This is a genomic window from Streptomyces umbrinus, from assembly GCF_030817415.1.
GTDB classification, from domain to species: Bacteria; Actinomycetota; Actinomycetes; order Streptomycetales; family Streptomycetaceae; genus Streptomyces; species Streptomyces umbrinus_A.
In genome coordinates this window covers 8,951,752-8,967,695 of the sequence record NZ_JAUSZI010000002.1, presented here as the reverse complement: position 1 = coordinate 8,967,695, position 15,944 = coordinate 8,951,752, and the positions used below count along the sequence as shown (strand labels likewise).

Annotated in this window: 19 protein-coding genes; 7 read left to right on the top strand and 12 right to left on the bottom strand. The window is 71.7% G+C overall.

Features of this window, described 5'->3' with window-relative positions:
• Positions 1-16: 16 nt before the first annotated feature.
• The 7 genes from QF035_RS39625 to QF035_RS39595 all read right to left on the bottom strand — a co-directional run bounded on the left by QF035_RS39625 (position 17) and on the right by QF035_RS39595 (position 6,847).
• Positions 17-715, bottom strand: coding sequence for a lysoplasmalogenase (locus QF035_RS39625; protein ID WP_307525995.1), 699 nt, complete (start codon positions 713-715; stop codon positions 17-19).
• Positions 712-1,677 (bottom strand): sterol desaturase family protein, encoded by a 966-nt coding sequence (locus QF035_RS39620; RefSeq protein WP_307525993.1) that lies wholly within the window; start codon positions 1,675-1,677, stop codon positions 712-714. The genes QF035_RS39625 and QF035_RS39620 overlap by 4 nt, the downstream gene beginning before the upstream one ends.
• A 150-nt stretch (positions 1,678-1,827) precedes the next feature.
• The gene (locus tag QF035_RS39615) at positions 1,828-2,538 is read right to left on the bottom strand and encodes a VIT1/CCC1 transporter family protein (protein WP_307525989.1); all 711 of its coding nucleotides are present in this window, start codon (positions 2,536-2,538) and stop codon (positions 1,828-1,830) included.
• Positions 2,539-2,563: 25 nt separating this feature from the next.
• Positions 2,564-3,793 carry an amidohydrolase family protein gene (locus QF035_RS39610; RefSeq protein ID WP_307531765.1) on the bottom strand — a complete coding sequence of 410 codons (1,230 nt, stop codon included), beginning with the start codon at positions 3,791-3,793 and terminating at the stop codon, positions 2,564-2,566.
• A 56-nt stretch (positions 3,794-3,849) separates the two neighbouring features.
• On the bottom strand, positions 3,850-5,136 hold the full coding sequence (locus QF035_RS39605) for an amidohydrolase family protein (RefSeq protein WP_307525986.1): 1,287 nt from the start codon (positions 5,134-5,136) through the stop codon (positions 3,850-3,852).
• A gap of 28 nt (positions 5,137-5,164) precedes the next feature.
• On the bottom strand, positions 5,165-6,049 hold the full coding sequence (locus tag QF035_RS39600; RefSeq protein ID WP_307525984.1) for an SDR family oxidoreductase: 885 nt from the start codon (positions 6,047-6,049) through the stop codon (positions 5,165-5,167).
• The gene (locus tag QF035_RS39595) at positions 6,050-6,847 is read right to left on the bottom strand and encodes an acetoacetate decarboxylase family protein (protein ID WP_307525982.1); all 798 of its coding nucleotides are present in this window, start codon (positions 6,845-6,847) and stop codon (positions 6,050-6,052) included. It abuts the gene before it with no gap.
• A 99-nt stretch (positions 6,848-6,946) separates the two neighbouring features.
• Here QF035_RS39595 and QF035_RS39590 point away from each other — a divergent pair, with 99 nt between their 5' ends.
• The 6 genes from QF035_RS39590 to QF035_RS39565 all read left to right on the top strand — a co-directional run bounded on the left by QF035_RS39590 (position 6,947) and on the right by QF035_RS39565 (position 12,591).
• Positions 6,947-7,648, top strand: coding sequence for a TetR/AcrR family transcriptional regulator (locus tag QF035_RS39590; protein WP_307525980.1), 702 nt, complete (start codon positions 6,947-6,949; stop codon positions 7,646-7,648).
• Positions 7,649-7,650: 2 nt separating this feature from the next.
• A complete protein-coding gene (locus tag QF035_RS39585) occupies positions 7,651-8,661 on the top strand; it encodes a DEDDh family exonuclease (protein ID WP_307525979.1) in 1,011 nt (336 codons plus the stop codon).
• Positions 8,662-8,783: 122 nt separating this feature from the next.
• The gene (locus tag QF035_RS39580; protein ID WP_269652170.1) at positions 8,784-9,017 is read left to right on the top strand and encodes a hypothetical protein; all 234 of its coding nucleotides are present in this window, start codon (positions 8,784-8,786) and stop codon (positions 9,015-9,017) included.
• Positions 9,018-9,094: 77 nt separating this feature from the next.
• On the top strand, positions 9,095-9,886 hold the full coding sequence (locus QF035_RS39575; RefSeq protein ID WP_307531763.1) for an SURF1 family cytochrome oxidase biogenesis protein: 792 nt from the start codon (positions 9,095-9,097) through the stop codon (positions 9,884-9,886).
• Positions 9,887-10,001: 115 nt separating this feature from the next.
• Positions 10,002-11,831, top strand: a complete 1,830-nt coding sequence (locus tag QF035_RS39570) for a glycoside hydrolase family 15 protein (RefSeq protein WP_307525976.1) — start codon at positions 10,002-10,004, stop codon at positions 11,829-11,831.
• 4 nt (positions 11,832-11,835) lie between these two features.
• Positions 11,836-12,591: an SDR family oxidoreductase gene (locus QF035_RS39565; RefSeq protein WP_307525974.1), complete on the top strand. Its 756-nt coding sequence runs from the start codon at positions 11,836-11,838 to the stop codon at positions 12,589-12,591.
• A 105-nt stretch (positions 12,592-12,696) separates the two neighbouring features.
• Here QF035_RS39565 and amaP read toward each other — a convergent pair whose 3' ends face one another.
• From amaP to QF035_RS39540, 5 genes are all read right to left on the bottom strand, one after another.
• Complete coding sequence (gene amaP, locus QF035_RS39560; protein WP_307525972.1) at positions 12,697-13,275, bottom strand: alkaline shock response membrane anchor protein AmaP; 579 nt, start codon at positions 13,273-13,275, stop codon at positions 12,697-12,699.
• 5 nt (positions 13,276-13,280) lie between these two features.
• Complete coding sequence (locus QF035_RS39555; RefSeq protein ID WP_307525970.1) at positions 13,281-13,955, bottom strand: DUF6286 domain-containing protein; 675 nt, start codon at positions 13,953-13,955, stop codon at positions 13,281-13,283.
• Complete coding sequence (locus QF035_RS39550) at positions 13,952-14,371, bottom strand: hypothetical protein (RefSeq protein ID WP_373466803.1); 420 nt, start codon at positions 14,369-14,371, stop codon at positions 13,952-13,954. Before QF035_RS39550 ends, QF035_RS39555 begins: the two co-directional genes overlap by 4 nt.
• A 5-nt stretch (positions 14,372-14,376) precedes the next feature.
• Complete coding sequence (locus tag QF035_RS39545) at positions 14,377-14,571, bottom strand: hypothetical protein (RefSeq protein ID WP_055616254.1); 195 nt, start codon at positions 14,569-14,571, stop codon at positions 14,377-14,379.
• 74 nt (positions 14,572-14,645) lie between these two features.
• A complete protein-coding gene (locus QF035_RS39540) occupies positions 14,646-15,137 on the bottom strand; it encodes an Asp23/Gls24 family envelope stress response protein (RefSeq protein ID WP_055616253.1) in 492 nt (163 codons plus the stop codon).
• A gap of 86 nt (positions 15,138-15,223) precedes the next feature.
• Here QF035_RS39540 and QF035_RS39535 point away from each other — a divergent pair, with 86 nt between their 5' ends.
• Positions 15,224-15,934, top strand: coding sequence for a nucleopolyhedrovirus P10 family protein (locus QF035_RS39535; protein ID WP_307525967.1), 711 nt, complete (start codon positions 15,224-15,226; stop codon positions 15,932-15,934).
• The last annotated feature ends 10 nt before the right edge of the window (positions 15,935-15,944 follow it).

Sequence of the window (15,944 nt, the reverse complement as noted above, 5' to 3'; positions counted from 1 at the left end):
TGATCCTGCTTCCTGCTCAGGTGGTGAGGGTGCGCCTCTCACGGTACGTCTCCGGGGGCACGGGCTGCGCGCCGACGGCCCCCAACACTCCTCTGGCCAGCAGATACTGCGCAGCGACGTACGTGATCATGATCCAGAAGTCGGGCCGCGGAAGCTGTGGCCAGTCGGCGACGCCGGTCGCGATGAGGGTGTCCGAAAGCATGAACAGAGCACCACCGACGCCCGCGAGGAGCCCGAGCCGTGCGGCCCCGTACGCCATCGCGGTCAGCAGCAGGCTGTAGCCGGCGACGGGGACACGGAGGTCGGCGGGGAGACCCGGCCACAGGAGGGCGACGGTGGTGACGAGGGCGAGGGCGTACGCGGCTGCCGCCGGCGAGGTGGCACGCGCGCGTGGAGGCCGTTTCCCGGCGAGCGCGCCGACCTGCCTGAAGAGCAGCAGGTAGCAGACATGGCCCGCCGCGAAGGACGCCATCCCGGCGAGGAAGGCCGGCTCGGCGTCGAAGAGGAGCAGGACGTCTCCGCCCCACCCGAAGAGCAGCGCGGCGACGAGGAGCCGGGGTCCGCCGCACACGAGCGCGTAGACGGCGAGCAGGGGCATCAGGAGGGGCTTGGCCGCCGTGTGGCCGGTCTCGTACCCGGCGGCCAGGGAGACCAGATCCACGACCGTCACCAGGCCGAGGGCGACGAGCAGCACGCGCGCGTGGCGCGCGTTCACTTGGCGGGCTCCGGCTCCGTGACGGGCTTCCCGTGGGACGTGGCGGGCTCCTCGTGGGGCGTGAGGGGATTCTCCTGGGACGTGAGGGGCTTCTCCGGAGAGGCGGCCCGCTCCGAGGCAGCCGCGGGCGACGGCACCGGCTGCCAGCCCGGCCCCCGGAACATCCGCCCGGCCCGCTCCCGCCAACTCCCCGCAGCCCGCAGATCCCTGGCGATGGCGGCGTACTCGTGGGTGGCGACCCGGATCGGGTTGTACGTGTCGATGTTCTTGGTAAGCCCGTACACCGGCCGCTCGGTCTCTCGGACGAACGACCCGAAGAGCCGGTCCCAGACGATCAGGATCCCGCCGAAGTTACGGTCCAGATAGCCGCCCTGGGAGGCGTGGTGGACGCGGTGGTGCGAGGGCGTGTTGAAGACGAACTCGAAGGCCCTGGGCAGCTTGTCGATGCGCTCGGTGTGGATCCAGAACTGGTACACGAGGTTCACCGACGAGCAGAACGCGAGCGCGGCCGGATGGACGCCGAGCGCGATGAGCGGGACGTAGAACGGCCACACGGTCCACGTCGTCCAGGGCTGGCGCAGCGCGGTGGTGAGGTTGAACTTCCGGCTGGAGTGGTGCACGACGTGACAGGCCCAGAGGATCCGGATCACGTGATGTCCGCGGTGCGACCAGTAGTAGAAGAAGTCCTGCGCAAGCAACATCAGTGGCACGGTCCACCACAGGACGGGCACCCGCAGTGGTGTCAGCTCATATATCGCCGTGTAGACGGCGACGATCGGGATCTTCCAGAGAAGGTCGAAGGCCAGACTCCCCAGACCCATGCCGACACTCGTGGCGGCGTCCTTCGTCTCGTACCCCGCGGCATCGTCGTCCGGGTGGATCCGGACACTCACCACCTCGATCACGGTGAGCAGCACAAACGCGGGTATCGACCACAGCACGACATCGGGCAGGTTCGGCATGCAAGCACCGTAGAACCGCTGGTGGACCGCGGCTAGACGTTGTTACCCACAAGTATTACCGGGGGTATGCGCTTGCTTCTTGGCGATCTCCGCCAAGGAGCCGGGCGGCTCGGCCCACCGCGCGAGCGCCTCGACGCCAGGTCGAGACCGTCACACCCCGGCCGCCCCCAGCAGCGCTCCCGCCCCATACGTGACCGCCATGGCCAGCGCCCCGCCCGCCACGTTCCGCAGCATCGCCCGGCGCGGGTCCGCGGCGCCCAGGCGGGCGCTGGTCCAGCCGGTCAGGACGAGGGCGGCGAGGACCGAGACCACGGTGACGGCCAGGCGCCAGGCGGCGGGAGGCAGCACCATCGCGAGCAGCGGGAGCAGCGCCCCGGCGGTGAACGCCAGGAAGCTCGCCCAGGCCGCGTGCCACGGGTTCGCCAGTTGGTCCGGGTCGATGCCGAGCTCCACGCGCGCGTGGGCCTTCAGCGCGTCCCGTTCCGTGAGCTGTTGCGCCGCCTCCAGGGCCACGTCCCGCGAAAGACCCCGGTCCTCCAGCAGCTCGGTGAGTTCCTCCAGTTCCGCCTCCGGCTCGTCCCGCAGCTCCCGCCTCTCCGCGGCGAGGGCGGCCTTCTCCGAGTCCCGCTGGGTGGAGACGGACACGTACTCCCCCGCGGCCATCGACATGGAGCCGGCGAGCAGACCCGCGAGCCCGGCCGTCAGCAGGGCCGAGCGGGCGTCCGTCGCGCCGGCCACGCCGACGACGAGGCCCGCGGTGGACACGATGCCGTCATTGGCACCGAGAACGGCCGCCCGCAGCCAGTTCAGCCGCTCGCCCAGCGCCCCGCCGTGGGCCTCGTCATGCGTCTGTTCCGTCACACGCGGGAGCATCCCACCCTGGACGTCACCAGACCCGTACCGACCCTCCCCGCGCGAAGACCGGACTCGTCGCGTCCGCCGGGGGCTCTCCCAGTGGTTCGGCGATCTCCTGCGCCGTCGGGCCCGCCTTCGCCGCGATGGGATCGAGGAGGTCGAGGTCGAAGCCGTACACGCGGGCCGCGTTGCCGCCGACCATCGCCGCGATCTCCTCGCGCGGAAGGCCCGCGTACGCGATCCGCAGGCCCTCGCGGGAGTACGGGTACGTGCCCTCGTCGTGCGGGTAGTCGCTGCCCCACATGATCTTGTCGAGGCCGATGCGGTCGCGGAGCGGCACCTCGTGCGGGCGCATGAAGCTGGCGCCGACGAAGCAGTTGTCCCGCCAGACCTCCGAGGGGCCCTTGCCCATCGAAGCGGCAAGCCCGGCACCGAACTTGGACTCGGCCGTGGACGCCTTCGTCGCCGCCGCGACCAGCCGTCCGTGGTAGTAGTCCAGCATGTCGAGCACCCCGGGTATCCAGCCCGAACCCTGCTCGGTCAGCACGAGTTTCAGGCCGGGGTGGCGGCGGAAGGCGCCGCCGAAGATCAGGTGCCAGAGCGCTCGGTGCGAGAACCACGTCGTCTCCACCATGAAGACGGCCCGGGCCGCGGGTTCGTCGCCGAGCGGCGGGGAGGCCGAGCCCGCGTGGTGGTTCACGGGCACGCCCAGTTCCTCGCAGACCGCCCAGATCGGGTCGTACGCCGACGAGTACAGCTCGGGCAGTCCGCTGCCCGGTGGCGTGCCGGGCAGCAGCAGGCCGCCCCGCAGCCCCGCGCCGACCGCCCACCTGATCTCCCTCACCGCCTCCTCGACGTCGTTCAGGAGGATCTGGAAGACGCCCGCCCGCCGGCCCGGGGCTGCCGAACAGAAGTCCGCCAGCCAGCGGTTGTGGGCCCGCAGTCCCGCCCAGCGCCGCTCGAACTCCCCGGCCGTCGGCGCGGGCGCCATCAGCGAACCCGAGGGGAAGAACGGCGGGATGGTGTTCGGGAAGACGACCTCGGCGACGATCCCGTCCTGCTCCAGCTCCGCGAGCCGCCGCTCCGAGTTCCAGTTCTTGTCGGCCGTGTCGGCCATCAGGTCCTCGTACGGATTGACGTACGCGGCCGCCCAGGCGTCGAACTCCTCGTGGTACCGACCCGCCAGGTACGGCTTGTAGTCAAGGAGATCGGCGCCCGCGTGGCAGTCGGCCGAGATGACGGTGTAGCGGTCGTCGCTCACAGCGTTCTCGCCCACGCGGTTCTCGCTCGCGGCGCGCTCGTTGACGTGGTTCGCGGTCACGGGGTCACCCCCAGGACCGGGAAGTCGTGGTCCGTCAGCCAGTGTCGGCCCACCTCGCGGGAGCGGGCCCAGGAGGCCTCGACGGCCGACTGGTCCTCGGACTGGCCGAGTTCGGCCGGGGTCGGGCCGATGCGCCGCGCGAGCGGTGCCAGTTTCCCGGTGTCGAAGCCGAAGACCTCGGCCGCCGCCAGGCCCAGCATGCGGCGCGCCTCCGCCACCGGGATGTCGTGGAACGTGCGCGACAGCCACGCGCGCGTGTCGGGCCAGGTCCCCTCGGGGTGCGGGAAGTCGCTGCCCCAGAGGATGTTGTCGACGCCGATCTCGTACCGCTGGGCGAGTTCGCGCCGCTTGGTGTTGGTCGCGCAGATGAAGACCTGGCGGTCCAGGTACTCGTGCGGCGGACGCGTCAGCTCCGCGAAGGGGGACAGCTTCTTGCCGCCGTGCGCGCCCAGGTAGAGCCGGTCCATGAACCACAGGAGGTTCGGCAGCCACCAGCAGCCCGACTCCGCCACACCGAACCTGAGCCCCGGGTGGCGCTCGAACACACCGGACCAGAGCAGGAACCACAGTGGCCTGGCCGGCCACCAGGTCACCTCGCTCACATAGATCCCGAGGTGGTCGCCGTACTCGTGGCGGGGCGCGGCCCCGGAGTGCGTCAGCACGGGCATGGCGCACTCCGCCGCCGCGGCCCACACGGGGTCGTAACGGCGGTCGTGGTACGGCTCCTTGTCGACCCACATGGAGGGGATCATCAGGGCGCCGAGGCCCGACTCCTTGGCGCGGTACACCTCGGCGACGACCCGCTCGGTGGGGGCCGTGACGGGCAACAGGGCGACTCCGCAGTGCCGTTCGGGGTTCTCGCCCACGAAGTCGGCCAACCAGCGGTTGTGCGCCTGCGCGCCCGCCATGCCCAACTCCGGGTCCTGGTCGCCGGAGAGGCCGAGGCCCACCCCGAAGGGTGCGGCCGTCTGGCTGTCGACCGCGTCGGCGTCGGGGAAGACGACCTCCGCCGCCACTCCGTCACCGTCCAGCTCCTTGAGTCGCTGCGCCGGGTCCCAACCGCCGCGCAGGCCCTCCTCGTTGTCCTGGAACCACTTGTTCGCGAACGCCTCGTTGCGGATGCCGAGCCGAGTCATCTCCTCGCGGCGGCGGTCCCGGCCCGCGAGGAACTCGTCGAAGTCCCGGTGGAATCGGGCGTCCAGATAGGGCCGGTACTCCTCGGTGGGCAGTCCGGCGTGGCAGTCGGAGGAGATGATCAGGTAGGGCTCTGTCGTAGAGGCCATGTTGCGGCTCCTCGGTCCGGTCCAGTCCTCAGTCCAGAATGAAGTTCTCCAGGTACGCCGGATCGGCGCGGTCGAGCATCGACCGCGACCGCGCCCGGATCTGCCGGTCGCTGTGTTCACTCTCGGGCAGCAGCCAGAAGCGGTCCGCCCGGATGCCGTCCGCCACGAAGTCGGCGACCTCCTCGACCGGCGTGAACCGCACGTCCTTCCCCGCCTCCTTCATCGCGGCCTCCCACTGGTCGAGGCTGCGGTACGGGGTCCTGCGGGGCTTCTGTTTCGCGTACCGGTCGGGCCGGTTGCGGTGCGACTCCCACAGGCCCGTACGGAGCATGTGGGGCCCCGGGAAGAGCACGGAGGCCCCCACGCGCGCGTGCTCGGCCCTCAGGTGCGCGTACAGCGACTCGGTCATCGTCACGACGGCCGCCTTGGTGACGGCGTACACGGAGGCGGTGGGCAGGGGCGCGATGCCGCCGTCGCCGGACGAGGTGTTGACGATGTGGCCGGGTTCGCCGCCGGCCAGCATCCGCGGCACGAAGGCCTGGACGCCGTGGAAGACGCCCCACACGTTGACCGCGAACGCCCACTTCCAGTCGTTCGGGTCGTGCTCCCACATGCGGCCCTCGGCGCCCGAGCCGACTCCGGCGTTGTTGCAGAGGACATGCACGGCACCGAACCTCTCGTACGTCTCCGCGGCGAGCGCGACGACCTCCTCGCGCTCGCCGACGTCGACCACGCGCGCGTGCACCACGGCCCCGTCCTCGCGCAGCCCCGCGGCGGCCTTCTCCAGGGCGCCCTCCTCGACGTCGGCGAGGACGACCTTCAGCCCCTCGGCCGCGAACCGCCGTGCCATCGCCAGCCCGATGCCGCTCGCGGCTCCGGTGACGACGGCGACCTGTCCCGCCCTCAGTTCCATTCACGTGCTCCCCTCGGGCGGCCCGTCGAGAATCTGCTGCGGGTCGTCGTAGCGCTGGTGGATGTACGGCAACAGGGCCTGCCCGCTGACCCGTTCGACGACCCTGCCCTTCTGGTCCGTCGTCTTCTCGCCGAGGGTGATCCCGACGAGTTCGCGCACGGGGAGGTCGGCGACCGGGTCGTACATGGACTCCCGGAGGACGACGTCTCCGGTGATCCGCTCCAGCCTGCGCACCTTCTCGTTGCGCACGCAGTGCACGAGTACGGGGTCGGCGTCGAAGCCCGCACCGTCCACCGCCGGAAGGAACTTGAAGTAGAAGTCGGTCTTCTGCGTCGGCTCCGGCAGGGGCAGCGCCCCGCTGACCGCGCCGCGCACCTCCACGAACTCGATGCCGTGCCGGGCGAGGGCGGCACGTACCACGAGACCGTCGCGCTCGACCGTCACCTCGCCGAGCTTCTTGGGCTCCCCGAAGACCTCGCGGCCGCCGATGAGGGCCCGCTCGTGGGTCATCGGCATGACGAGCGGATACCAGCCCTCGACCCCGTCGTGCGCCGCGGCGACCGCGAACGAGCCCGCGCCCAGGGGGTATCCGGGCAGGTCGACCTTGCTGATGTTCACCCGGACCAGGGGCCGCCCGGTGGGTTTGAGCGGGGGCGGCAGGACCGCCGCGACCGCGTCCGGGTCGCTCTCCCAGACGGCGACCACACCGGTGGACCAGATGTCGGGGAGCCGGGAGCTCGCGGTGCGCGCGGCACCGATCTCCGCCTCGGTCCGCGCGCCGTACCGTACGCGTGCCATGTCGTACCGCCCTTCTCTGATGGGCCGTCACCTGTAACACAGTTACAGCAGACCTCGCGAAGGGTAAATACTCGTGCGCCACAGGGATTTGGGGGCGTCATGGCAAGACCGGCACTGACCCGCGAGGAGGTCCTGGCCGCCGCCACGGACCTGGTGAGGCAGCACGGCCCGGAGACGCTGACGATGCGCAAGCTCGCCGCCGAGCTGGGCACGGCGGTGACCTCCATCTACTGGCACGTCGGCAACCGCGAATCGCTGCTCGACGCGCTGGTCGAGCGCACCGTCGCCGAGCTGGGCGAGATCCGGCCCGTCGGGCGCACCCCGGCGGGGCGCATCGTGTCCGTGGCGCGCGCCCTGCGCCGGCGGCTGCGCGACCATCCGCACCTCGTCGCAATGGTGCACGAACGCGGCCTGACGGAACGGATGTTCCTGCCCGCGCAGCAGGCCCTGGTGCACGAGGTGCACGCGGCGGGACTGCGCGGGGCCCGTGCCGCCGATGTCGTACGGGCCGTGCAGTTCCAGGTCGTCGGGCATGTGCTGGTCGAGCGCAACCGTGAGCGCGCTCCGGCGCAGCACCCGGGCGAGGAGGAGCTGTGGGGGGCGCGTACGGCGGAGGAGGACCCGGCGCTCGCCCGCACCCTCTCGCGGACCATCGACACGGAGAAGTTGTTCGTCCTCTCCGTGAAGGCGCTGGTGGCCGGGTTGTTGGCAGGGGCTCGTGACGGGGCGTCGGACTCCGGATCCGGCCCGGGCCCGGACTCCGGGGACAGGACTGTCAGTCGCGCCCCTTATCCTCAGTGACCATGCTCGAAGACCATCAGACCGCACCGTCCACCACCCCGTGGCCGGCCGCATATCCGCAGGGATACGCGGTCGTCGACGTGGAGACCACAGGACTGGCCCGCGACGACCGCATAGTGTCGGCCGCGGTCTACCGGCTGGACGCGCGCGGCGAGGTCGAGGACCACTGGTACACGATGGTCAACCCGGAGCGGGACCCGGGTCCTGTGTGGATCCACGGTCTGACGAGCGACGTGCTCGAAGGGGCGCCCCTGTTCCCGGAGATCGCCGAGGAGTTCGCGTCCCGGCTCGACGGCCGCGTCCTCGTCGCGCACAACGCGGTGTTCGACTGGTCGATGATCGCTCGGGAGTACGCGCGCGCGGAGCGCGAGGCGCCGGTCCGTCAGCGGCTGTGCACCATCGCGCTGTCCAAGGAACTGGGCCTGCCGCTGGCCAACCACAAGCTGGAGTCGCTCGCGGCGCACTTCGGCGTCGTACAGCAGCGCGCGCACCACGCGCTGGACGACGCGCGCGTGCTGGCCGAGACGTTCCGGCCGAGCCTGCAGGCCGCCGCGCGCGGTGGCGTACGGCTGCCGCTGCTCGAATGTCGGCCGCTGACCGAGTGGACGGACCGGGCGGCGCCGCGGATCGGCCGGCAGTCCGGGGGCTACTCCTCCGGCGGCTACTCGTCGGGGGGCTACCCCTCCGGCAGTTGGCGCCCCTCGCGCAAGCGGCCCGCCTGCCCGTATCCCAACCCGGGGCGGTACGAACCGGGCAAGCAGCTCAAGCAGGGCATGCGTATCGCGTTCTCCGGGGACACCTCGGTCGAGCGCGACCTCCTGGAGGACCGCGCCGTCGAGGCCGGACTGCATGTCGCGACGAGCCTGTCCCGGCTCACCAGCCTCCTCGTGACGAACGACCCGGACTCCGGTACGTCCAAGGTGGTCAAAGCCCGCCAGTTCGGCACCCCGGTCGTCGACGAGGCGGCGTTCGGCCAACTGCTGCGGGACGTGGAACCGGCGGCGAAGGCGTGACGGAGCGTCTGCCGTGCGGGGCGCACGCCGGGGGCGCGGGTATCCGGTCGTACGGGTGATTGGGGAGCGACTCGCCCGGCAACCGCTCGCCCGTACCGCCCCGGCGGCCCACCCTGTGGCGCATGGCACGTTGTGAGGTCTGCGGAAACGACTACGGCATGACGTTCGAGGTGCACGCGCAGGGCGCGGTGCACGTCTTCGACTGCTTCTCCTGCGCCATCCACCGCATGGCGCCCATCTGCGAGCACTGCCGGGTCCAGATCATCGGCCAAGGCGTCGAGGTCGAGGGCCACTGGTACTGCGGGGGCCACTGCGCCCGCGCGGAGGGGAAGGTGGGGATCATCGACAAGGTCTGAACCGTCCTGTCCGAACCACACGCCTCCGAGCCACCCCTCCCGCTCGACACCCCATGACCGAGTTGTACGGTCGTGGGGTGTACCGCTTCCTGTTGTCCCGGCAGTGGGTGATCCTCACCCTCATCATGCTCGCGCTCATCCCGACGATGATCGAGCTGGGCTTCTGGCAGCTGCACCGGCACGAGCACAAGGTCGCGCTGAACAAGGTGATCTCCGACTCGCTGTCCGCGAAGCCGGTCCCCGCCGAATCGCTCACCGCGCCGGGCAAAGCGATCAAGCGCGACGACCTGTACCGCCGGGTGACCGCGAAGGGCACCTTCGACACCGCGGACGAGGTCGTCGTCCGGCGCCGCACCAACTCCGACGAAGAGGTCGGCTTCCACGTACTGACCCCGTTCGTCCTGGACGACGGCAAGGTCCTCATGGTCAACCGCGGCTGGATCCCCGCGGACGGCGCGCAGACCGAGTTCCCGAAGGTGCCCGCGCCGGCGAAGGGCGAGACCACCGTCACGGGCCGGCTGATGGCCGACGAGACGACCGCCGACAGCGGCATCAAGGACGTCCGCGGCCTCCCCGACCGCATGGTCATGCTGATCAACAGCGAGCAGCAGGCGAAGGCACTCGGCAAGCAGGTCCTCGGCGGCTACGTCGAGCTGACCGCGCCGGAGCCGAAGGGCGACACCCCCGAACTGATCCCGGAGCCCGACCACAGCGGCATCGGCCCCCATATGGCGTACGCGATCCAGTGGTGGCTCTTCGCCGCGGGCGTCCCCGTCGGCTGGGTGATCCTGGTCCGCCGGGAACGCCGAGACCTGGCGGAGGCGGCCGCCGCGGAATCCACGCCGGAGGCGGAACCGGCAACGGTCTGACCGCCGCGACCCCGGCGCCCCGCAAGGGGCGCGGGGAACTGCGCGCCCAGCCCCCACACCCGCACTTCCCAAACGGCCTGGGTTGATCGCCACAAACGCCGGGAACCCGGCAACAGTGCACCCATCCATCGAGGACTACGCCCTCATCGGCGACCACCAGACCGCCGCCCTGGTCGGACGGGACGGGTCGATCGACTGGCTCTGTCTCCCGCGGTTCGACTCGGCGGCCTGTTTCGCGAAACTGCTCGGAGACGAGGAGAACGGCCACTGGCGGATCGCGCCGAAGGCAGCGAAGGGCGCAGACGTCTGTACCCGACGCGCCTACCGGACCGACTCCCTCGTGCTCGACACCGAGTGGGAGACCGAGGACGGCACGGTACGCGTCACCGACCTGATGCCACAGCGCGACCGGGCCCCCGACGTCGTACGGATCGTCGAAGGCATCAAGGGCCGGGTCACCGTGCGCAGCACGCTGCGACTGCGCTTCGACTACGGCTCGATCGTGCCGTGGATGCGCAAGTCCGACGGCCACCGGGTGGCGGTCGCGGGCCCGGACTCCGTGTGGCTGCGCAGCGAGCCCGAGGTGCGCACCTGGGGCAAGGACTTCGGTACGCACTCGGAGTTCGAGGTCGCCGAGGGCGAGCAGGTCGCCTTCGTACTGACCTGGCATCCCTCGCACGAACCGCGTCCCGCGCGCGTCGACCCGTACGAGGCGCTGGCCGCGAGCCTCTCGGACTGGCGGGCGTGGGTGGCACGCTGCCGCTACGACGGACCGCACCGGGACGCCGTCGTCCGCTCCCTGATCACCCTCAAGGCCCTCACCTACGCGCCGAGCGGCGGCATCGTCGCGGCGCCCACGACATCGCTGCCCGAGGAGATCGGCGGCGTACGCAACTGGGACTACCGCTACTGCTGGCTGCGTGACTCCACGCTCACGCTGGGCGCGCTGCTCGCGTGCGGCTACCAGGAGGAGGCGGCGGCCTGGCGCGACTGGCTGCTGCGCGCGGTGGCGGGCGACCCCGCGGAGCTGCAGATCATGTACGGCCTGGCGGGCGAGCGGCGGATCCCCGAGTTCGAGCTGGCGTGGCTGCCCGGTTTCCGCGGCTCGGCGCCGGTCCGGATCGGCAACCACGCCGTACGGCAGTCGCAGCTCGACGTGTACGGCGAGGTGATCGACTCCCTCTCGCTGGCGCAGCAGGCGGGTCTGCCCGCCAAGCCGCATGTGTGGCGGCTGCGCCAGGCGCTGATGGACTTCCTGTGGTCGGCGTGGCGCGAGCCGGACGAGGGGCTGTGGGAGGTCCGGGGTCCGCGCCGCCACTTCGTGCACTCGAAGGTGATGGCGTGGGTGGCCGCCGACCGCACGGTCCGCACGCTGGAGGAGAACCCGGGCCTGAGCGGCGACGTGGACCGCTGGCGCGCGATGCGCGACGAGGTGCACCGCGAGGTGTGCGAGCGCGGCTACGACCCCGAGCGCAACACGTTCACGCAGTCGTACGGCTCCCACGAACTGGACGCCGCTCTGCTGCTGATCCCCCGCCTCGGCTTCCTGCCGCCGGACGATCCGCGGGTGGTCGGCACGGTCGACGCGGTCCGGGCGGAGCTCACGCGCGACGGCCTGGTGCGCCGGTACGACTCGGACCCGACGGCCATCGACGGGCTCCCGGGAAACGAGGGCTCGTTCATCGTCTGCTCGTTCTGGCTCGCGGACGCGCTGCGTCTGACGGGCCGTACGAAGGAGGCCCTCGACCTGTTCGAGCGGCTTGTCGCGCTCCGCAACGACGTGGGGCTGCTGGCCGAGGAGTACGACCCCGTGGCCGGGCACCAGCTCGGCAACTTCCCGCAGGCGTTCAGCCACATCGGTCTGGTGGGCACCGCCCTCGCCCTGTTCGACGGAGAAGGGGACCGGGGAGGGGCTGGAGGGTCCGATGAGGAGGGGGCAGGATAGGGCCATGGATCTTGGACTGAAGGACCGCGTCTACGTCGTCACCGGAGCAACGCGCGGCCTGGGCCACGCCTCCGCGCGTGAGCTCGTCGGCGACGGCGCGAAGGTGATCATCACGGGACGCGACGAGAAGACGGTGGCCGAGGCCGCGACGGCCCTCGGCCCGAACGCGCACGGCGTGGCCGTGGACAACTCCGACCCGAGTGCCCCGCAGAGCCTGATCGCGGCCGCGCGCGAGCGCTTCGGCGGGTTCGACGGCATCCTGATCAGCGTCGGGGGCCCGCCGCCCGGGTTCGTCGCCGACAACACCGACGAGCAGTGGCAGTCGGCGTTCGAGTCCGTCTTCCTGGGTGCGGTCCGGCTGGCCCGCGCGGCCGCGGCGGAGCTCGGTGAGGGCGGGGTCATCGGCTTCGTGCTCTCCGGTTCGGTGCACGAGCCGATCCCGGGGCTGACCATCTCCAACGGTCTGCGTCCCGGTCTCGCGGGGTTCGCCAAGTCGCTCTCCGACGAGCTGGGGCCGCGGGGGATTCGGGTGGTCGGGGTGTTGCCTGCCCGGATCGACACGGATCGCGTGCGCGAGCTGGATGGGTACGCGCCGGATCCGGAGGCGGCGCGGGCCGCCAATGAGGCGCGGATTCCGCTCCGTCGGTACGGGACGCCTCAGGAGTTTGGCCGGACGGCCGCGTTTCTGTTGTCTCCGGCTGCGTCTTATCTGACGGGGATCATGGTTCCTGTTGATGGTGGGGCTCGGCACGGGTTCTGACGATATGGGTCCGTTTGTGGGTGCGGGCCGGTGGGGGCTTGTCGCGGAGTTCCCCGCGCCCCTAAGGACAAGGCGCGCCCCCCTGAAAGGGCGTGCCCCAGCTCTCTAGCTGACCCTCTCCGCGCCGTGCTTGACCCCTCGTAGGCGGACCTCTGCCGGGAGTGAGGCCAGGCCTGCCGAGTCTCTTGCGTGGGCCAGGGCCTCCGTGGTCAGGCGGTGGAGGGCGTCGCCGGGGTCGGCGTGGGGCTCCAGGAGGAGTTGGACGCGGGCCTCGGGGACGGTGCGGCGCCCGGTGAGGGAGACCTGGGCCCGCTCGACCCCGTCCAACGCACCCGCCTCACCGGCCAGTACGCCCTCCAGGGCCCGGCCCCGCAGCAGCGCGCCCTCGCCGTCCCCGGTGTCGACGAGCACCTCGGCGAGCCTGCGCCGCCGCAGTACCGCCGCGAGCCACCACAGGGCGAGCAGCACGGCCACGGCGAGCACGGCGATGACGGTGGGCCACCACCAGCCGTCGTCCCGCCACCGCGCCCGGTCCGCGTCGCTCAGCAGCACGTCGTGCCGTCCGTCGTGGATCCACCACGAGGGCGGGTCCGCGCCGAGGCCGACGGCCAGCGCGGAGCCGCCGAACACGACGAGGAGCAGGCCCGCGAGGCCCAGCAGCACCCGGTTCACGATCCTCAGCATCCGGCTCATCCCTTCCGGCCCGGCCGCGCGACATGCACCGACAGCGCGGGGCGCCGGGCGAGCCCGAGTCCTCTGATGCCGTCGGCGAGCGTGTCGTCCAGATCGGCACGTACGTCGTCGAGTTCACGGAAGTGCGAGACGGCGCGGACGTCGACCTTCCTGCGCCCCACCCGGACCCGCACCGACCGCACGCCGGACACCTCCATGGCCCGGTCGCGCAGCACCATGGCGGCGGCGCCCCGGTGGAGGCCGGCCCGTACGTCGGCGTGGGCGCGACGCATCGGCAGGACGTCCCGCAGGCCCGGTGTCGCGGCGAGCACGAGCAGCCAGACGCCGAGGGCCGTCGCGACCCCGGCGCCGACGAGGACCCAGGTGTCGTCGAGGGGCCGCTCGGCGAGTTCGTGGGCCAGGGACCTGCGCCAGTGCATGGCGGGCCGGTCGGCGCGGACCGCGACGACGTCGTACAGCAGGAGGCCCGCGCCGGCCACGACCAGCAGCGCGAGGATGCCCGCGGGGACGCGGCGGGCCGACCAGAAGCGGCCTTCCGCGCCGTCGGCCTCTTCGAGGACGGGCAGGGGTTTGTAGTCCGCCGCGGAGGCCGACTGGCCGAGTTCGTTCTCGGCCGTCTTCTCGATGACGGGCAGGTGCTGGGTGCTCTCGGAGCCGTGGGACTCGCTCATTGCGTCCTCCCCTGTGCCGCGCCGCGCGTCTGCGCCGAGTGGAGCCGCTCCACCTGGACGGCGACCTCGGGCACTTCCATTCCCGCCAACGCCTCTACCCGCTGAACGACTTGGTGACGCACGGCAGCGCACTGGCCACCGATGTCGGAGGGGTAGTCGAGTTCGAGGCTGACGCGGACACGGGCGACCTCATGGTGGACGATCACGGTGGCATGCGGGGGCCCGGCGTCGGGCGGCAGCACGTCGAGGGCCTCGCGCGCCGCGCGTGCGGCGATCTTCGCGACGACCCGGTCGGCGATCCGGAGCGCACCCCGGTCGGCCGCCGCGACGGTCCGGCCCGGGCTGCTGGGCCGGATGACCGCACGGGACCCGGCGGGCTCACCGGCCTCCCCGGCCGCGGTGGACTCACCGGACACGCGCGTCACCGCCGCCGGTCGTCGCGGGTGCCGCGGGTGCGGAAGAAGTCACCGGGGTCGAGGTCTCCTTCGAGGAACCGGCCCACGACGAAGCCGATGGCGCCCAGTGCCGCCACCAGGAGGAAGGCACCGAACCCGCCGAAGTACCCGGCGAAGCCCAGCGCCATTCCGGCGATCATGCCGATCACGGCCAAGCTCATGGTGCGCTCCTCAGCAGGTCACTAGCGGACACGGGCAGGTCACCGGCGAGCACCAGCACATCACTGGTACGGCGTCACTGGAGCCTGGTCTCCGGTTCCTCGTCCTCTTCCTCCGGCAGCTTGACGTCGCTGACCGCGATGTTGACCTCGACGACCTCGAGGCCCGTCATGCGCTCGACGGCCGCGATGACGTTCTCCCGTACGTCACGGGCGACGTCGGCGATCGACACGCCGTAGTCGACGACGATCTCCAGGTCGAGTGCGGTCTGCACCTCGCCGACCTCGGCCTTCACACCGCGGGTGGCGGACTTCGAACCACCGCCGGGGACCCGGTCGCGCACCGCGCCGAAGGTCCGCGAGATACCGCTGCCCATCGCGTGTACGCCGAGGACGTCGCGGGCGGCCAGCCCGGCGATCTTCTCGACCACGCCGTCGGCGATGGTGGTACGCCCCCGGCCGGCCGGGTCTCCGCCGCCGCGCTTGGTCACGCTGGTCTTCCTGAGCTGCTGGTCCGGCTGCTCGACCTCGGGGGTCTCCGGCCGTTTCCGCTGAGTCGTGTCGCTCATCGCCGTGCATCCCTTTCGGTAGGCCCCTCCGTCCACACTAAGTCGGGTTACCCGGTCGCGCGCCGGGGATGCGGCAGGCTGGGGGAATGACGGTGGACCGATGGACCCAGGCGGTCAGAAATCAGCTCGGCCTCGGCAGACTGCTGCCCCTAGGGGGCCCGCAGGACGGCGCGTGGATCACCGAGGCGGCGGTCACCGCGGTACTGCGCCGCGCGGCCCGCGACGTGCCGGGCGTACGCCTCGCCGCCGTACGCCTCTCCCTCACCGACCCGGACAGCGCACCCGAGCCGGCCGTACCGCCACCCCCGAGCGCGCTCCCTCCGGGCCCTCTGCGTATCACGGCGGATTTCGCGGCCACCCCCGCGGAGCCCCTCCCGGCGACCGCCTCCCGCCTGCGGACGGCTCTCACCGCAGCCGCGACGGATCGCCTGGGCCTGACGGTCACAGAGGTGGATCTACGGGTGACGGGCCTGCTGGAGGAGGCTCCGGGCACGCCGGACGAGGACGAGTCCGACGGACGCCCCGGAGAACCTGACCTCCGGCCGGACACCGACGAGTCCCGCGTGGCCACCGCCGTACGCTCCGTCCCCGGCGTCACTCGGCTGGGCGCGGTCCACATCGCAGTCGGCTCCGGTACCACAACCTTGCCCCGCCGCCACGTCCGCGTGGAGTTCGACGCCCAGGCGACCGAACGCGCCTTGGACGTGGCGAGAGCCGTCCGCACGAGGGTCACCGAGGCGCTCCCCGATCACCCATCGGTGGCTGCCTTGGTAACTGCGGTGACCCCAGGCTCCTAGGGGCGCGGGG